Annotated in this window: 14 protein-coding genes; 5 read left to right on the top strand and 9 right to left on the bottom strand. The window is 55.6% G+C overall.

The window, feature by feature from the left end:
- Positions 1 to 57: 57 nt before the first annotated feature.
- From AC6T8Q_RS18350 to AC6T8Q_RS18340, 3 genes are all read right to left on the bottom strand, one after another.
- Positions 58 to 2334, bottom strand: coding sequence for an NfeD family protein (locus AC6T8Q_RS18350; RefSeq protein WP_500680462.1), 2277 nt, complete (start codon positions 2332 to 2334; stop codon positions 58 to 60).
- A 146-nt stretch (positions 2335 to 2480) separates the two neighbouring features.
- Positions 2481 to 3368, bottom strand: coding sequence for a hypothetical protein (locus AC6T8Q_RS18345; RefSeq protein ID WP_500680461.1), 888 nt, complete (start codon positions 3366 to 3368; stop codon positions 2481 to 2483).
- A 57-nt stretch (positions 3369 to 3425) separates the two neighbouring features.
- Complete coding sequence (locus tag AC6T8Q_RS18340) at positions 3426 to 4298, bottom strand: hypothetical protein (protein WP_500680460.1); 873 nt, start codon at positions 4296 to 4298, stop codon at positions 3426 to 3428.
- Between the two features lie 238 nt (positions 4299 to 4536).
- Between AC6T8Q_RS18340 and AC6T8Q_RS18335 the strand changes: the two genes are divergently transcribed.
- Positions 4537 to 5562 (top strand): TIGR03009 domain-containing protein, encoded by a 1026-nt coding sequence (locus AC6T8Q_RS18335; protein ID WP_500680459.1) that lies wholly within the window; start codon positions 4537 to 4539, stop codon positions 5560 to 5562.
- A gap of 45 nt (positions 5563 to 5607) precedes the next feature.
- Here AC6T8Q_RS18335 and AC6T8Q_RS18330 read toward each other — a convergent pair whose 3' ends face one another.
- The 3 genes from AC6T8Q_RS18330 to AC6T8Q_RS18320 form a co-directional block, all read right to left on the bottom strand.
- Positions 5608 to 6762, bottom strand: a complete 1155-nt coding sequence (locus AC6T8Q_RS18330; RefSeq protein WP_500680458.1) for a glycosyltransferase family 4 protein — start codon at positions 6760 to 6762, stop codon at positions 5608 to 5610.
- A 504-nt stretch (positions 6763 to 7266) separates the two neighbouring features.
- A complete protein-coding gene (locus AC6T8Q_RS18325; RefSeq protein WP_500680457.1) occupies positions 7267 to 8403 on the bottom strand; it encodes a DUF1559 family PulG-like putative transporter in 1137 nt (378 codons plus the stop codon).
- Between the two features lie 194 nt (positions 8404 to 8597).
- Positions 8598 to 9644: a DUF1559 family PulG-like putative transporter gene (locus AC6T8Q_RS18320; RefSeq protein ID WP_500680456.1), complete on the bottom strand. Its 1047-nt coding sequence runs from the start codon at positions 9642 to 9644 to the stop codon at positions 8598 to 8600.
- A 393-nt stretch (positions 9645 to 10037) separates the two neighbouring features.
- On the opposite strand from AC6T8Q_RS18320, the gene fae reads away from it, so the two are divergent.
- The 3 genes from fae to AC6T8Q_RS18305 all read left to right on the top strand — a co-directional run bounded on the left by fae (position 10038) and on the right by AC6T8Q_RS18305 (position 12056).
- Positions 10038 to 10535 carry a formaldehyde-activating enzyme gene (gene fae / locus AC6T8Q_RS18315; protein WP_496920349.1) on the top strand — a complete coding sequence of 166 codons (498 nt, stop codon included), beginning with the start codon at positions 10038 to 10040 and terminating at the stop codon, positions 10533 to 10535.
- Between the two features lie 5 nt (positions 10536 to 10540).
- Positions 10541 to 11410: an NAD(P)-dependent methylenetetrahydromethanopterin dehydrogenase gene (locus AC6T8Q_RS18310; protein ID WP_500680455.1), complete on the top strand. Its 870-nt coding sequence runs from the start codon at positions 10541 to 10543 to the stop codon at positions 11408 to 11410.
- A 79-nt stretch (positions 11411 to 11489) separates the two neighbouring features.
- Complete coding sequence (locus AC6T8Q_RS18305) at positions 11490 to 12056, top strand: hypothetical protein (RefSeq protein ID WP_500680454.1); 567 nt, start codon at positions 11490 to 11492, stop codon at positions 12054 to 12056.
- A 53-nt stretch (positions 12057 to 12109) separates the two neighbouring features.
- Here the strand turns inward: AC6T8Q_RS18305 and AC6T8Q_RS18300 are convergent, their stop codons facing one another.
- Entirely contained in the window at positions 12110 to 13207 is a 1098-nt protein-coding gene (locus tag AC6T8Q_RS18300; RefSeq protein ID WP_500680453.1) for a hypothetical protein, read from the bottom strand.
- Positions 13208 to 13309: 102 nt separating this feature from the next.
- On the opposite strand from AC6T8Q_RS18300, the gene AC6T8Q_RS18295 reads away from it, so the two are divergent.
- Positions 13310 to 14377: a DUF1570 domain-containing protein gene (locus AC6T8Q_RS18295; RefSeq protein ID WP_500680452.1), complete on the top strand. Its 1068-nt coding sequence runs from the start codon at positions 13310 to 13312 to the stop codon at positions 14375 to 14377.
- A gap of 106 nt (positions 14378 to 14483) precedes the next feature.
- Here AC6T8Q_RS18295 and AC6T8Q_RS18290 read toward each other — a convergent pair whose 3' ends face one another.
- Together AC6T8Q_RS18290 and AC6T8Q_RS18285 are read right to left on the bottom strand one after the other, a co-directional pair.
- On the bottom strand, positions 14484 to 15770 hold the full coding sequence (locus AC6T8Q_RS18290) for a citrate synthase (RefSeq protein ID WP_500680451.1): 1287 nt from the start codon (positions 15768 to 15770) through the stop codon (positions 14484 to 14486).
- Between the two features lie 226 nt (positions 15771 to 15996).
- Positions 15997 to 17262 (bottom strand): peptidylprolyl isomerase, encoded by a 1266-nt coding sequence (locus tag AC6T8Q_RS18285; protein WP_500680450.1) that lies wholly within the window; start codon positions 17260 to 17262, stop codon positions 15997 to 15999.
- Positions 17263 to 17355: the final 93 nt, after the last annotated feature.

Raw genomic sequence — 17355 nt, 5'->3', positions numbered from 1 at the left:
TTCTACTACGAAAATGCCAAGCGGTGCAGAGCCGATCTGGCCTAGGCCCTCTTGAGCCTATCTTGCGGAGCGGACAACAATTCGGTTGCCGCGAGTTTCGATGACCACAATCGGTGTACCGTTGTCGAGCGGCTCGGCTTCGGCGATCACGTCGACGAGTTCGTGGTTAATCCGCGCTTTTCCCGCCGGACGCAAATCCGTGGCGGCATAACCTTTGGCGCCGATGAGTGCCGAGAAATCGGCAACCGATTCGCGATGACCAAGTTCGTTCAGTTCGTCACCAACGGGTGGTTCAAGGACAATGTTACGGAATAAGGGGGCTTGAGGAAGATAGCGCCGCGAAATGAGTATAAATGCCATCACGCCCAGCCCCGAGAGTGCGACCGTGCCGACCGAACGCGCAAGCTCCTCGAGTTCTACTTCGCTGTGAGGCCGGACAAATGTCAGACTGGCCAATACGAGCGAGGCGAGCATCATCGCGCCGCCCCCCAGGCCAAAGATGCCAAAGCCGGGAAGCACAAAGACTTCCAGCATCACGAAACTTAGACCCGCGACGAATAACAGTGCCTCCAACCAGCCGGCCGTGCCGTCGAGATACTTACTCCAAAAGAACAGCAGCAAAGCGACTGCACCCACAAAGGCCCCTAAGCCGACACCCGGTGTGCGGAACTCGATATAAATTCCTGCAAATCCGACCATCAGCAGAATGATCGCCAACTCGGGAGTAGCCAGTGCCTCGATAAACTCAAGTGCCAAATTGGGTTGCGGATTGGGAACTTCTCCTGTCAGACCAAACTGCTGTTTCAATTCGTCAAAGGTATCAACCGTGTGCCAGGCAATGCCCCGTTCGTGCGCTTGTTGGCCATCGAGCACCAGTCTTTCATTTTTGGGCGACAACACTTGACCTTGATGCCAACTGACGGAATCGGGCTGCTCCGCTTGTTCTGCGGGGCTCATCAACCGAACTTCACCAGTAGCTTTGTTCTGATATTGGGCCAGTTCCAGATTGGGATCGACCAGTTTTGCCAAGAGCGACCACGTGTAATCCGTTCGCGGGGCAAGAGATTGGCGGATCGATTGCACAGCGGCAGCAAGCTGAGCATCTTCCGGACCGAGGGGACGATTCTTGATCCGTGGCTTGCCCTTTTCCATGGCAACAGGCAATGCACTGCTTAGTCGCGCCGTTGGATGCATAGCCAATTGGTCGCAGGATAAAGCCACCAAGGCCGCCGCGCCAGTCGCTTCCGACGGCACGTAAGCCACGGTTCGCACAGAATTCGCATCCAATCGTGCCAGTGCAGAGGCCATGCGGATGCCTGCTTCGAGATCACCGCCAGCGCTATCAATTCTCACGCAGATCCAGTTGGCACCTTGTTGTTGAACAGCGGCCCCTAGCAAAGTTTCCATGCGGCTTGCGAGTTTTGGAGTTAGCTCGCCACTGATATCGATCACAACGGGTCGCCATTCGCTGGCAAGAGATTCATTCTCCACAAGTGCGTCGGCCGACACATTCAAGGCCGTGGCCAATCCGTCACGGGTTGAGGCTAAATATTTAACAAAGCCAAAACGGCGACCTTCGCGGCCGTCAAACTCGGCAAGCGTTCCTGCGGGAACCAAAACTTTTTCTTCCACGATCTCATGGTCGGCGGCAAATTTTTCAAATTCTTCGCGGGTGAGAAAGTGCGTGCCATCTTCGGCTTCGACTTGCAGCACCTCGACCGTGGGATCAATCATCGCCACGGCAAGCGCCACGGGAATGGTCAACCGGGTTTCGGCGATTTCCCGATAGGCGGCGACCAGGGTTTGACGAATAGATTCGTCAGTGGCCTCATCAGCACCCGCATTACCGATCATCGCGTCGGGGGCCATGACAATTTCTTCCGAGGCCAATGCCAGCAAGACACCGTGCCCATTGAGTGTGCGGGGAATAAACGCGACGATTTTTACGTCGGCCATTTCGCGGCTGCAGAGAAAGCGAGCGAGAGCAAACGCACGTTCAAATTGGCTGCCATCGCCGGCTTCTTCATTTTGTGGTCGGGCATCGAGTTGCAAAATCAAGAGCGGCCGCCGCGAGTCTTTGGTCAGACGGGATTGCTTTACAAGTTCATCCCGAACGCGGCGGATAGTCGTTTGCAGGGCTTGGTCGGCACTTCCCGTCAGTGGAAGTTGCACGCGTACGAGGCCAGCCAAGTTCTTGCTCGCAGGCGCGTCTTTAGGATCCGGATCGACGTCGACAGCCTGCACGGGAAGAACTGCAAAGGCGAGCCAACAGCCCAGCCATGGCCAGATCGTCCGTCGATGCCCAAACGGGTTGCGAAAACCTAAAGGTGTCATACAGACGTTTTGTGCGAGAATTTCGAGCGCCTATTTTCGACGCAATTATACGTCGCTAGTGGAAAGGGGAAAAGAAAAGCCATTTTTCGCTGGTTTGGGCCTGTCGTTTCAGCATGAATTCGACAAACCAGCGGTGATCTTGGAAATTATTTTGCGGTGCCGTATTGCGAACGAATCGCCAGCAGCAAGTTTCCGGAGGCACTGTACTCGGTGCCTTGGTCGGTGGAGAGCATTGAAATTGGACCGGTGAGCGTGGCTTCAATGGTGCGGCAGGTCGCGAGTTCGATGACCACCGCGCCGTGGGCCTCGACTTCGAGCGGGTTCTCGGGCTTGCCTTTTGCCAGGATCGTGGCATTGAACACGGCGCACTTTTTCTGATTGATGTCCTTGATCTCGACCAGCAGCATCTCGAACTTTTGCACCTCGCCCAGCGAATCGAAACCGATCATCTTGGTTGCCAGTTCCGTGGGAACTTGAAGAATCTCACCGACGCGAACCTCGCGAGACAGCAAGTATTCGGCCAGCGGATTGGGTTTGCCAAAGCTTTCCATCGTGCTGGCGACGATTTCATACTCTTCGCTGGTTGGAATCGATCCTTCCGCATCGGTGATAAAAAGACGATCATTCTCGCGAGTGATGAGATAGCTTTTGCCTTCGACAACTTGGGCAATTTCATCCGTGGGATTTTCGTTCTCAGGCGACATCAACCGCGAGAGCGGATAAGTCACCTTGGCTTGTCGTGCCTTGCCTTCCACGACTTCAATCACCTGAATGTCGCGCTCTTGGCGACGGCGGAGCCCTGTGGAGCCTTCATGAGCCACTTGGTCAGCTTGCTTGATGATCGTATGGAGATTGAGCTCCATACCGACGCGCTGGACAACGCGTTCGCCAACGGACGTCGGTTGTTGTGTAAACCGGATAGTTGTTGGCTGCGCAACAGAGGCATTGTGAGTTGCGGGTTGAACAGCGGATTCTTCCGCGCTCGCGGTCGTTGTTAGAAGCAGTAGTAGACTGCAGGCAAATTGCTTGAGCATGGTCAACTCGAAGTTGAGTGCGGAAATCGTTTGCCAAACGGTAGCATTTTCGCGATTTCATCCCAACAGCGCTTCCAAACCACGCCATGCCACCAGCCACGGAGCGGTTCCCTCTTGGTAAGCTTGCCACCATCGCCAGAGTTGCGCGGCAAGCTGTGATGCCGGTTTTGGCATAATTTGCCAGCATGTGATCGCCTGTTCGATCGTGGAAAGATTGCACGTACCCCACTCCACGCCTTCGGCGGCAGTTAGGATAACGGGTAGTGTCGCGAGTTGAGCAACTAGTAATAGGCGATCCGCCGGGATCGGTTCGCTATATATGGGTAAATCGGCGTTGAGTTGTGCTAGCAACCAACCGAGCCGCAAAGTTTCGGGCAGATCATCATGCGGGTCGGCGAGCATGGCCTCCAGCAGCACACGATTTGATTTGAGATGGCCATAGCCGTATCCTCCCACCCACGGCGTAACCAATGTCACTTCCGCGGAGGAGGCCACGAAGTTTTCCTCGGTGAGCCTTCGCACTTGGTGCAGCAATCCGGGCCCGCGAGCTTGCCATTGTTGTTGCAGCGGTCTGCCTCGTAGGGCCAGTTCCTCAACCAGTTCCGCTCGGCTCGTGAGAACTCTTGATTCAAGCCCGCTGATCGCCGCTGCGACTTGGCTCACGGTGGATTCGGAAGGGTTTCCATGTAGTCGTTTAAGAGCGACTTCGACCAACTGGCGGTTGTTTTCATAGTCGCTCGCGAGGATCGCCAATTCGGTGAGGGTTTCTGCGACTGGCAAATGATTCTCACCGATGGCCGCAACAAGCTGTTCGGCCGGTTCGAAGATCAAATCTCCTAACTGCATGTCGACGGCCGGCCAACCCTTGTGCAGGCAGCACACGGAATGGAGACAACTGGCCGAGAAACTGGCTTTCCAGCGGATTTCCATCACAAATTCCTGAGTGCAATTGATACTTCCGGCATACTGCGCGCATTGCTGGCAGGAAGTCAAGGCGGGCTCACGTGCCGTCGAAAATACGTTATGGATATTTCTCGGATCGCCCTAGTGGCGAATCGTGCCGGTTGCTATCCTCCCCGCCCCGCTGCCGACGGCAAACGTCGGCGGATTTCGTGTTCGAACCTGTCTAAGCGTGTCTCGACAACACGCCTATTGAGAGACTACACCCATGCATCTCAAGCAGCATATTTTTGCGTTACTTTTGGCCACCTCGTTTTCCGTAACGGCGATTGCTCAAACACAGTATTCTCCCCCACTGACCACTCCAACGGCTCAGCAGCCGATAGCGACTGCCGTCGCGCAAACGCCCAATATTTCGCAGGCTCAAACGATGGGTGCTCCGCTTGCTCAAGTGGCATCCGTTCCTGCCCAACCGCCGGCGGAAGGGACGACTCCCACCCCCCCGGCTCAACCCGCCCCAATGGGCCCGCCGTTTCAATTGAGCGATGTTGAGCAGCAATTCGTCGATCAGATCCTGCAAATGTGGGAAAACAAATCCAAGGACGTGAAGACGTTCGACTGCAAGTTCAATCGCTGGGAATACGATCCCGTGTTTGGACCCGCGAACGATCCGGCAATCAAGAGCCAGGGTCAGCTTTCCTACTCGAAGCCTGATAAAGGGAGCTTCAAGATCAGCGAAATCGAACGCTATGTGAAGAAGGACGAAACCTCGCCGGGAGTTTATGAAGCTCAGAAGCAAGAAGTCGGTGAGCACTGGGTTTGCGACGGCAAGGCGATCTTCGAATATAAGCACGACAAGAAGCAGCTTGTCGTCCAACCGTTGCCCGAGGAAATGCGGGGACAATCGATCGTCGATGGTCCCCTACCCTTTCTGTTTGGTGCCGAAGCCGACAAGTTGAAGCAGCGCTATTGGATTCGCAGCCTCAAGTCTGACGAAGGGACAATCTGGCTCGAAGCCTACCCACGCTTGCAGGCCGACGCCGCCAACTATCACCACGTCGACATCATGCTCAATCGCAAGACGATGATGCCCTCGGCGATTCAGATGCATATGCCTAACGGCCGGAACCGGTCGGTGTACATGTTCGAGCAACCGACCGTGAATGGGACGCTCGATGCGTTGTTCGGCTCGCTGTTTAGCTCGCCACGCACGCCACTGGGGTGGACGCGCGTTGTGGAAGAAATGCCATCCGCTCCGCAGGCGACGCAACCGGCGACGACGCAGTTGAAGTAAACTTGGCAGCGTTATTGCGAGAGATCGGCATCGCGACGATGCCGGTTAACTATCGAGCACGTCGCGGTAAACCTGTGCCACGCCTTGGGCCATGGCTTCCGCTGAGAACTTGTTCGCGTGTTGTTCGCGGGCATTCTCGCACATCGTCTGATAGTCATAGCGGCTATCTGTCGCGATGATTTCGCCAATCGCGGCGGCGAGTTGCTCGGGATCGTTCGGCTCGACGAGCAATCCATCGAGCCCATCGCGAATTGCAGTGGGTATCCCTTCCACATTGCTGGCGATCACCGGCAAGCTCGCGGCCATCGCTTCCAATACGACCATCGGCAGCCCCTCGCCAAACAGGCTGGGGAGCACGAAAAGATCGGCGTGTCGAAGCTCGGCGGGCACGTCGCTCACGAAGCCGGTCCATTCGATGGCGTCGGTCAGGCCCAGCTTTGATACCAGCGAAAGCACTTCCTCCTCGTAGCCGGACGTTTCAAAAGGCCCCACGGCCAAGAGTTGCACGTCTCGCCCCTGGGTTCGGAGGATCGCCAGCGCTTCCAGCAGAACTTCGATCCCCTTGCGTGGCCGGAATAAGGCCGCCATGCAGAGCGTCCATGTTCTGTGAGGACGCAGCCGGGTGATGGGCGTCACGCTCGGCACGCCGTTGGGAACGTAGACGACCTGCTCGGGAGCAAAACCTTGGCGAACCATCAGGTCGGCCAGGCTGGGCGAGACGGCGATCAGCTTCGCCGCGTGTCGTAGCAGCCAGCGCTCCATACGGTCGTTAACAAAGTTCTGGATGCGACGCGTTGAGTCTTTGCCCGTCGGGCTATGCACATGATAAACCAGTGGCACCCCCGCCTCGCGAGCCGCGACCATGCCGGCCAAGAGCGAGCGTGGCGTATGGGCATGCACGAGGGCAAAGTCTTCGCGGCGGATCAACTTGGCGAGTTCTCTGCCACAACGCAGATCGAATCGCCCCCGCATCGGCGTGCGGTAGAGCGGCGCCTGTTGGTAGTGCCGTGCTTCAGGAAATCGCCCGGGCTTCACACAGGCAAAGCCGACTTCGAAGCCACAGTGGGGCAGTTCCTGGGCCAACAGGTCCTGCACCCGTTCCGCCCCCGAGTAGTGCTCGCCGTTGATGACGTGCAGCACCCGGCGGGTGGCGATTCTCTGCGGAGTTGTCGATTCGTGCGTTAGGAGTGTAGCGGTCATACCGCAAGTTTAGGTCACAAAAACCTGTTCTCGCGTATGAACGTAGGCCGGGTTTTGTCACTTTTGGCACGTCGCCTGGGGTCCCAACTTTCGCGCGAAAAGTCCCTCTTTTTGTCACCTGTCGATTGCGCAAGTCTCGATTTGCCTGATCCTTGCGACGACGGCAGGTGACAAAACTCACCGAGTTTACGTCGCAATTGCGCGGTTCCAAAAGTCCGTATCGCAAGTTGCTCCGCTGGTGGAGACGCGGTTGCCATAGTCCATCCGAGTTATCAAAGAGCAAGTGCCGTGAGGCGTGGGGCTCATTATGACAGAACGGGTGGCCATTTCCGACAAGTTTTTGTATCGGTGGCTTCCAGCCGCAGAATTTCCGGAACGGCAAAAGGGCAGCGGCTGGAAGCCACCGATACGTTGTTGTTGGGGATGTCTTACAGCCAGCGCACAAAAAAACCGGGATGCGTTTCACGCATCCCGGTTTTGAATGAGTTCAAGACTCTGCAACGATCAATAAGTGCCGTCGGCTGGATCCGGATCATCGTCTTCATAATCTGAGCCGTTGGGGGGCGTTGCAAATTCCAATTCTGATTGCTTACGGTTGGAAGTCATCAACTGAGCGAAGACCACGGGATCAACTTGATCTGTAATGAAGCTGACCTGCGAACCGACAAACGTTGCGTTGACACCACCAGGATGGAAGCTGGAGGCAATGCCTGGGCGAGGTTGTTCTTCGGTCGTTGTAGGGATGGTAGATGTAGGTGCTGTGGAGTCAACCATATCCGACATTTCGGAGAACTCGGTGTAGATTGGGATGGCTTTGCTTCCATTAACCCTCAATTTGTTATCAAATCCGACCGTAGCTGCTTGAACCCAAGTGAAGCCAAAGTGGAAATTGGCATCAGGCGTGTTCTGGTAATCATCGGCACTTGCATAGGTGTAATAAAGAGCTGCGAGGCTTTCCGAAAACATGAGAGTCTTGGTTGTGCCATCACCCTTGCTTTGAATATAGGCTGTCGTCATGGATTGGACAGGAGCAGAGGTGGGGTTATCACGTCTGTCGGCCGAACCTGAAAAAAAACTTGGCATAGCGTTAACTCGGGTTTGGTCGGTAAACACGCCGTCAGCTGGGTTTTCCCAAGACAATCGTTTGTTGTTTGTGTTCTCTCCACGATCCCACGCATAACGAAAGCCAGAATTTGCCATGTAAGACAAGTTAGGGGCCCCTTCAATCGCGGGAGGATTGCTCGGGCAAACGAGCACTTCGATTTGCGGTAAAACGTCAGGAAGAATTCCCGTGTTGAATTGCTCGAAAAGTTGAACTTGCTCAATGTAAGGAAACATCGAGACAACCCAACTCGCACGGGCCAAGTTATTTGTTCCCTTGATGCCGACCATGTTAATGTAACCCGGATACTTCTTGAGCGAAGTTTCTCGAGTCTGCATGGCTAACGCCAATTGCTTGAGATTGTTCTTGCAGGTGTTGCTGCGGGCCGCTTCGCGAGCTGATTGCACTGCCGGCAGAAGCAACCCCACGAGCGTGCCGATGATGGCGATCACCACCAACAACTCGACCAGAGTAAACGCCCAACGCCGGCGATGGTTCGCCAGAAGAGGAAGAGAGTGACGATTAAGTGAGTGCCTCATCTCAAATATCTCCAATTTCTGGAAGGATGATCAGCGCATAGAAAGCGCCGAGCATTAACAACTATCGGATAATTAATAATTCTCTGGTCCGAAAAGCCGACTATCAATATAAATTCTCTCAGTTTTCCCGCCGTTTGTCCAGAAAAGTTACCGGCAAATACCTTTTCCAGCGGGAAATGGCAGTTGCCTGACTTTCAGTAACTGGAGTCATCCGGGGGGGCAATCTCTGCTTCCGACAGGAAATCGTTCCCTTGCGGTATCCCGAGTTGGGACGTTTTGCGATTGCTGGTCATCAACTGGGCGTAAACAAATGGTTCGATCCGTTCGCTCAGCAGTTTGACGTTCCCTCCCAAGAAGGCCACGTTGACCCCGCCCGGATGATGGCTGGAGGGAAAGGCATCGGCGGCGGTCATGTCGCTCAGTTGGCCGTACTCGCGCTCTTCGATGCCGGAGTTGATATGGGCAAACTCGTAGCCGTTCTGCTCCTCCATGCCAGCGATGACGAGATGAGGTTGTCCCCAACAGAAACCGAAGTGCCACTTGCGATCCATCGTGGGGGTCGTCCTGGCCCAGGTAATGGAACGCAAACTTTCGGCTAGCATTAAAGTCGACGTTGAGCCATCGTTCGACTGAACATAAGCAAAAGTCATTTTAATTTTTGAATCTGCATTTGGCTTACATCCGTTGTCACCTAGCCCTTTCTCGCGTTGATCGAGGCCTTCAGTTGCAAAGACTTCGCCCAATCGCGAGCGGTCAAAAAACAAACCATTGCCGGGCTGTTCGAGCCTGTTCTCACAAACATCCTCCGGCTCGTTCTCGATATTTCCTGCGTTCACGACATAGGAAAGCCCCCCCTGATCGTCAGAGACGCCTGGCCGGCTGGGACACATTAACACTTCCAGTCTTGCCACAGGGCCAATCCCTTCCGAAGGTTTGCTCCATTCATCCCAAAGCGCGTTCTGTTCCAAAAAGGGGAGGATCATCACAACGTAGCTGGCGTTCTTTTGGGGAGCCCCCTTGAAGCCGAGCTCGTTGGAATAGCCGGGAAACGATTCCATTGAATCGGCATACATTTGCAGGGCCTTTTGGACCTGCGTCATGTGAATCCGGCATTGATTCGCCCGGCTTGCTTCCCGAGCGGATTGCACCGCGGGGAGCAACAAGCCCACTAACGTGCCAATGATCGCGATCACGACCAACAACTCGACGAGCGTAAATGCTCGAGCGCATGACTGGCGCATGGTTCACCTCTTCTCGTGAAAGGAACCGAAATAGCCCAGCCCAGATAGCCAACTCCTCCCCCAGTAGGAATCTTGGCTTAACAAGTGGCGGCAACGAAGGAGATGTTCCGGAAAGTGTCGTCCCTCGCACCGGCGGCCCCAGTATAAACCCCTGGTCGAGAAGATTACAAGGTTTTTTTGAGCGATCTTGGCGGGGGGAGAATTTACATAGGACTGGCTGGGTAAACATTTTTAATTGAAATAATTAAAGCGAGCAGTGGCCTGTATTTATAAGCATTCGCAAGAGAGGCGGTTGTCGTGCAACCAAGGCCACTGATATGTTAGAGAGCCTGCCCGTACACTGAGGCGGCTTAAAAACACAAACTTACATATCCCTGGCAGGAGAAAGCACTTATGTCGATGTTCATCGGAGAAGCACTCACCGGCGACGGCAACGAAATCGCCCACATTGATCTGTTGATTGGCAGCAAGGATGGCCCCGTGGGGGTGGCATTTGCCAACGCCCTCGCCCGCCAAAGCGAAGGCCACACGAACTTGCTCGCCGTGTTGACGCCGAATCTGGCTGTGAAGCCCGCCACGGTGATGATCACCAAGGTGACGATCAAGGGAATGCGCCAAGCGGTGCAAATGTTTGGCCCTGCCCAAGCCGCGGTTGCCAAGGCTGTGGCCGACTCGGTCGCCGACGGCGTGATCAAGAAGGGTGATGCCGAGAATCTTGTTTGCGTTTGCGGCGTGTTCATTCACCCCGAAGCGGCTGATGACAAGAAGATATACGAATACAACTACGAAGCGACCAAGATGGCGATCAAGAACGCGATGGAAGGCAAGCCCTCGGCCGAGGAAATGATTGCCGGCAAGGACAAGGCGGCTCATCCGTTCCGCGGCTTCTAAAGGCCATGAAAAAGATACTGCTCTTTTTAGACAGCGATCCGCAGCCGAGTGCGTTCGACAGCATCGTCGCAATCGATGCGGGCGTGGATCATTTGTTGCGCCACGGTGGGGTGACTCCCGCCGTGGTGCGCAATTTGGTTCATGGAGCGATGTTCACCCGTGGCGGTGACGAACTGAAAAACACGGCCGTGTTCATTAGTGGTTCCGACGTCGTCGCTGGTGAGCAGATTTTACAAACTGTGCGCGAATCGTTTTTTGGACTGGTCCGTGTCTCGGTGATGCTCGATTCCAACGGAGCGAACACAACGGCCGCGGCGGCGGTTGTGTGTGCCAGCCGGCATTTGCCTTTGGGCCCAGAAACCAATGCCCTCGTATTGGGAGCGACGGGGCCCGTCGGGCAGCGGGTGGTGCGGATGTTGGCCCGAGAGGGTGTTGATGTTCGTGTTGCTTCGCGTAAAAGAACGCACGCCGAGGCCGTTTGTCATCGAATTGGCGTGGCCGTGCCGAGCGCGCGGCTGACTTCGCATTCCACGACCGATCATGACATGGCATCGCTCCTAGACGGGGTACAACTGGTGATTTCCGCTGGCGCGGCCGGTGTGGAACTTTTGGACAAAGCCACTCGCTTAGCGTCGACTTCGTTGCAAGTGGCGATTGATCTCAATGCCGTTCCACCCGTGGGAATTGGGGGCGTCGAGCCGACGGACAAAGCCACCAAGCAAGGGAAGCAGCTTTGTTATGGCGCGCTGGGTGTTGGTGGGCTGAAAATGAAGATTCACAAAGCCGCGATTCGGCAGCTTTTCGATTCCAATCAGCGCGTGTTCGACGCCGACGAGATTTACAACCTCGGCAAGTTGCTGGCCGACGCAAAATAAGTGAGACTATTGAGCCCGCCAGTCGTGGCGGATTGAGCGCGGTGCCAGCACCGCGGCGAAATAGTTCTTGGTTTGTGCCGTGGCTAAATTTTCAAAGCGTCGCTCGAATAAAAATTCTCTGTCGCTTGAGCGTGCGCGGAGCGGCAATGCCTGGGTCTTCTCCCATCCCCGTGAAGTGCTCGAATGTGCGGAAGACCTGGAAGAAGTTCGCGACATGATCGCGGCGGGTGAAACGGAAATCGCCGTCGACGAATTGCGCTGGCTGTTGGAACTCTGTGGCGAAATGTTGGCCGCGCATTTTCTGCTGGGCAAAATCGCCGTGGAAATTAACGACGACATCCCGCTGGGTCGTGGACATTTTGGCGCGGGCTATCAATTGGGGCTCCAGGCGTGGCGTCGCGCGGGCGAGCCCAAGCCGGTGGCGGCTATGCATCCGGCCAATCGCGTGTTCTTCGATTGCGGCCGGGGTTTGGTGTGGTGTCTGCATGGGTTGCAGCTCACGCCGCTGGCGATCGAGGTCGTCGAGCAGATGCTCGTGCTCGATCCGACGGATCCACTGGCGCTCAAAGGTTGGCTCGACGAACTGCGCACCGACGGTAAACAAGTCGTCGAACTGGGTGGGCTCTTCTTGAAGAAAAATGAGTAGCCGCCAGCGCCAGCTGGTGGGTATGCGTGCCGATCACCAGCTTGCGCTGGCGGCTAGGGCAGCGCCACATTCTTAAGCTCAAACTCTATTGGCACTTCCACAATCGCGGCGGGTGTGCTGTAGACCCACGTGTATTCAGCGAGTTTCTCCGCGGGAACATCGAAGTAATAAGCGAGCCCCACCTTGCGCGTGGTTTGCATCGTCGATTCAAAGCCCGCATGTTCGAGCTTCTCGCCAGCCGCATTTTCCAGATACGTGGGGTTCTGAAAATTCCAACTACCTTGGGCGACTTGTGCGGGCAATTTTTCGTCGAATTCCACGCGCATGTGCAATTCGCAAAGACCTTGATTCTCGCGGACTTGCTCGAGCACGACCGTCACGCCGCCGTCGGTTTGCGTGACGTTCTTGGCCTTATGCAATTTGTCGAACCGAAACTCGGGCGTGTTGGTCGCCACCAAGGTTTTGATGCGACCTTTGAGGGAACTGATCGCGCCGACTTGTTGGCCTTGGAGTTGCAAGGGGATCTGCAGCTTGACGGCATGACTCTCCGTGGGGACTTCAACGCTTAATTCGCCATGGCTTTCGGGGACGGAGATCGGCGTTTTTTCGTCGGCCATCAACTTCAAATCACCGATCGCTTGCGAAAACATGAGCGGATGCAGCCGTGGTTCCCAAGCGATTTCGAGTTCCACCGTGGCGCGATGATCGCCGATGACGCGCTTGTCGAGATGAGAACTGACCTGTGTGACTGCCAAACGAAACGGACCCACGTAGATCGCATCGCCGAAGCGCGGGGTCATTCCTTCGTAGCGTCGACCAACCGGTAAGCCGTCGGCAGGCGTGTCGTTGAGTGGTTCGAGTAGTGCGGCATCGAAAAATTTATCCATCAGCGGCCAGAACTCGCGGTCGCTGAGGCTGAAATTCCAAGAAAGTGGCTCTCCGGCATCGCGGAAACGGGCCGTTTCGTCGACGAGTTTGTTGCCCGTTTGCTTTTCAACGTCGGCGAACACGCTCTTGAGATCCGAACCTGCCGTGATGAGCGACAGCCGCGTCGGTTGCAGGATTTCCTGGGGCGTCGGCTCGGCGGCGTGGGCGACGGTCAGGAGCTGTGAAAGCACTAAGACAAGGCTGAATTGACAATGAGAGTTCATGTGCCAATTGTACTGTTTCGCGCGACTGTAGCGAGTGAAGTTCGGGATTTATAGGCTAAGCTTTTTGAGTAACAATCTCTTCACCGCCATCAGCGAATTCTCATGCGCTATCCATTGATTCTGCTTGTGTGTTGTCTGGCCGGGCAGGCCAAGGCTCAGGGTCCGGCTCCGTTTATGATGCTCACGCACGTGGGGGGCGAATCGCTCGAAGGTCAGCCGCTCGCCTGGAATGACGAGCAAATGGTGCTGATGGGTCGGGACGGACAGCTTTACGAATTCCCGCCCAAGAGTGCGCAGAAATCGAAAAAGACCGCCAGCCAGTTCCGCGGCTATTCGATCATGGAAATGCGAGACCGACTGCGGGAGGAATTTGGCAAAGAGTACGACATCAGCCACACCCAGCATTTTGTGGTGGTGCATCCCAAAGGGGCTTGGAGCGTTTGGGCGGATCGGCTGGAAGCTCTTTACCGTTCGTTCACGCATTACATGTCGGTGCGGGGCTTCAATTTGAATGAACCGCGCGTGCCGCTGGTCGCCGTCGTGTTTCGCAATCAGGGGGACTACTATCGCTACGCCGAGGCGAGCGGCACGCCGATGCAGCCCAACACGTTGGGACATTATTCGACGGGCACAAACCGCGTCTATCTGTATGACGAAGGTCGCGAGGAAGGCAAAGATTGGACGGCCAGTGACGATACGATCATCCACGAAGCGACGCACCAGACCGCGTTCAACGTCGGCGTGCATCAACGGTTCGCCGAGCAGCCACGGTGGTTGGGCGAAGGACTCGCCACGATGTTCGAAGCACCGGGACTGTGGGACGCGCGTTCGACGCACACTCGCCAGGACCGCATCAATCGGGGGCGGCTCAACGACTTTCGTTATTTTTTGAAGGATCGCTCGCCGAATGCGATCGGCCAGATTGTCGCGTCGGACAAGATGTTTCAGAGCGATACCGCGCGGGCGTATGCCGAGGCTTGGATGCTTTCGTTTTTCTTGTGCGAAACCCGGCCGCAGGAATATTGCGACTATCTGGAGCAAGTGGGGGCGCGCAAACCGTTCAGCAAATACACGGCCAAGCAGCGTGTGGCTGATTTCACGCGGTTTTTCGGCAGCGACGTGAAGCAGCTCAACGCCGAGATGCTGAGGTTTGTCGAGGATTTGAAATAGTTAAACGCAAAGTTCGCGAAGAAGCGGAGAAACACAGAGCAAGGATATTCTTGAACCAATTCTTTGCGGTCTTTGTGTGCTTAGCGATCTTTGCGTTTCAAAATTACTACCGCTCATCCCGCGGCACGAAATCGCGGATCGTGGGGCCTGTGTAGACTTGTCGGGGTCGGCAGATTTTTTTGTTCGGGTTCTCGTGCATTTCGCTCCAGTGAGCGATCCAGCCGGGGAGGCGGCCGATGGCGAAGAGGACCGTGAACATCGGGACGGGAATGCCGATCGCGCGATAGATCACGCCCGAGTAGAAATCGACGTTGGGATACAGTTTGCGTTCGATGAAGTATTCATCATTGAGCGCGACTTCTTGCAACTGCCGCGCGATATCGAAAATCGGATCGTCGATGCTGCGCTTGTTGAGCAGTCGCTCGCACATGGCCTGGATGATCGTGGCGCGGGGGTCGAAGTTTTTGTAAACGCGATGGCCGAAGCCCATGAGCCGGAAGCTGCTGGACTTGTCTTTGGCGAGGTCGACGTATTTCTTGACGTTGCCGCCGTCTTTGCGAATCTGCTCGAGCATGGCGACGCAGGCTTCGTTGGCTCCGCCGTGCAAAGGTCCCCACAGGGCGCTGATGCCGGCGGAAATCGAAGCAAACAGATTGGCATTCGATGAGCCCACCATTCGCACGGTCGACGTACTGCAATTCTGTTCGTGGTCGGCGTGAACGATCAGCAACAGATTGAGCGCTTCGACGAAATCGGGGTCGGCTTCGTAAGGCTCGGACGGAACCGAGAACATCATCCGCAAGAAGTTTTCGCAATAAGTGAGATCGTTCTTGGGATAGACGAACGGTTGGCCGATCGATTTTTTGTAAGCGAACGCGGCGATCGTGGGGAGCTTGGCCAGCAGTCGCATGACCGATTCTTCGACCTGGCCTTTGTCATGCGGGTCAAGCGAATCTTGGTAGAAGGTCGAGAGCGCGCCCACCACGGAACTGAGGATCGCCATGGGATGGGCATCGCGGGGGAAGCCGTCGTAAAACATCCGCATGTCTTCGTGCAGCATCGTGTGGCGACGAAGCTTCATCCGAAACTTATGCAATTGCTCTTCGGTGGGTAGTTCACCATTAATCAGCAGGTAAGCAACTTCGATGAAATCGCAGTTCTGTGCCAGTTGCTCGATGGGATAGCCACGATAGCGCAAGATTCCCTGTTCGCCGTCGAGGTAGGTGATCGAACTTTTCGTCGACCCGGTGTTCATGTAGCCGTCGTCGAGCGTGATGTAGCCCGTGGCGCCGCGGAGCTTGGTAATATCGACGGCCCGTTCTAGCTCGGTACCTTCAACGATTGGCAGCTCGACTTCGGCATCACCAAGAATCAGTTTTGCGACTTCGGACATCGCGGAATCCCTTTTCACTGTTGTGCTTATGGTCGGCTTGATCACGAATAACAGAGCGTCCTCAGACCGGAGATCGCTCGGGCCACGGAAAGAACCGTGTTACGGCTACCATTTGTGGCAACCACTTATGCCGCCAATGTGAGTGTACCGGTGCCCCGGCGAACGATCAATTGGTGCAATTTAGAAGAGATTTGAAATCAGAATTTCTAATGCAAGGTGTTCGTTTTTAACGAACCTGATTTTCTCGCATTGCTCGCTGCTTCAATTCTGAACCACGAAATTCACCATCGAAGACGGTCCAGATGCGGCTGTTGTCGCGGAGATTGTCGAGCTCGACAGTGACCTGCGATTTTTTGTTTTCGCCTTCAATAATCTTGCGAATGTCGGCCTGGGCTTCCGTGAAAGGGGTGCGTCCTGCTTCTTTGCGTTCGAGGACACGGATGATGTGAAAGCCGATTTCGCTTTCGATGACGTCGCTCATTTGGCCAACTTCGAGGGAAAAGATCGCCTCGTCGATTTTTGCACTGCGCAATGCTCCCCGAGTGGTCCATTCGTGAACCCCGCCCGATGCGGCGGTGATGCCGTGCGATTTGGCTTTGGCGATGTCGCCGAACACGGGCCCGCGCAAATCAGGGTTTGCGGTGACGTGTTGCCAAACTTCATTTCCCATCTCGGCGATGGTTTTCCACGCGGCGGCTCGATCCCCGTTCACGCGTGCGAATTGAATCGATAATTCTTCCCATCTTGCCTGGGCGGGAAAGTCGAATTCCGCTTCATGCTTTTGGTAGTAAGCCAACAAGTCGTCGTGGGTGATCGCTTTCTGACTGGGAGCCATTTGGCGGAGCCATTCCCCGGCGATCGTCCGTTCGCAGAACTGACGTTTGACGTCGGGGATCGAAGTTCCCCGGGCGCGCAAGAATTCATCCAACTCGGCGCGATCTTTGAGTTTCAAGGATTCGCACAGGCGGGGGACTTCCGACTGTTCAAAGGGTTCGCTGAGGTTCTGTTCGATCTTGGGCAAATTCTCGGCAGGAATTTTCCGGCGGAAGTCGGCATACAAAACTTTGGTGTCGATCAATCCCATGACTTGTTGCCGGAGCAGCGCACGTTTGGCATCTTCGACTTGATCGGGAGGAATACGATCGCGGTTGGCTTCGAGCAGCAAGTTGACTTGCCACAGCACGTCGCTAGCGAGCACGATTTCGCCATCGATCTTGGCCACGATTTCGCCCCCTTCGAGCGGCTTGGCCGTGGCCGAAGTCGGCGTAGGTGTGACCGAATAATCGATGACCGGTTCGGCGACTTGTGCCGAAGGAGGAGGCACCACAGCCGCCGGCGACGAATTTGTGTCGATGTTCTGGACGCCACGCACTGCTGAGGGGGGCGGAGGGGCAAAAGGCGTGTCCGTTTGCGCAAGCCCCAGACCAGCGCTCAACAGCGCCGATGGCACGCAAACGATCGTTGTTATCAATCGCAGAGATAACAAGTGCACGGATCCCCTCGGAAAAACCTGTAGTCGATAAGCCTCAGCGCGAACGATTTGACTAGCGGGACTCTGCCTATAGCCAAAAACTGGGCGCTAGAA

It is taken from the genome of Bythopirellula sp., assembly GCF_041737835.1.
In the GTDB taxonomy this organism is placed as follows: Bacteria; Planctomycetota; Planctomycetia; order Pirellulales; family Lacipirellulaceae; genus Bythopirellula.
The sequence above is the reverse complement of the archived record's forward strand: the minus strand, read 5'-3'. Positions and strand labels throughout refer to the sequence as shown.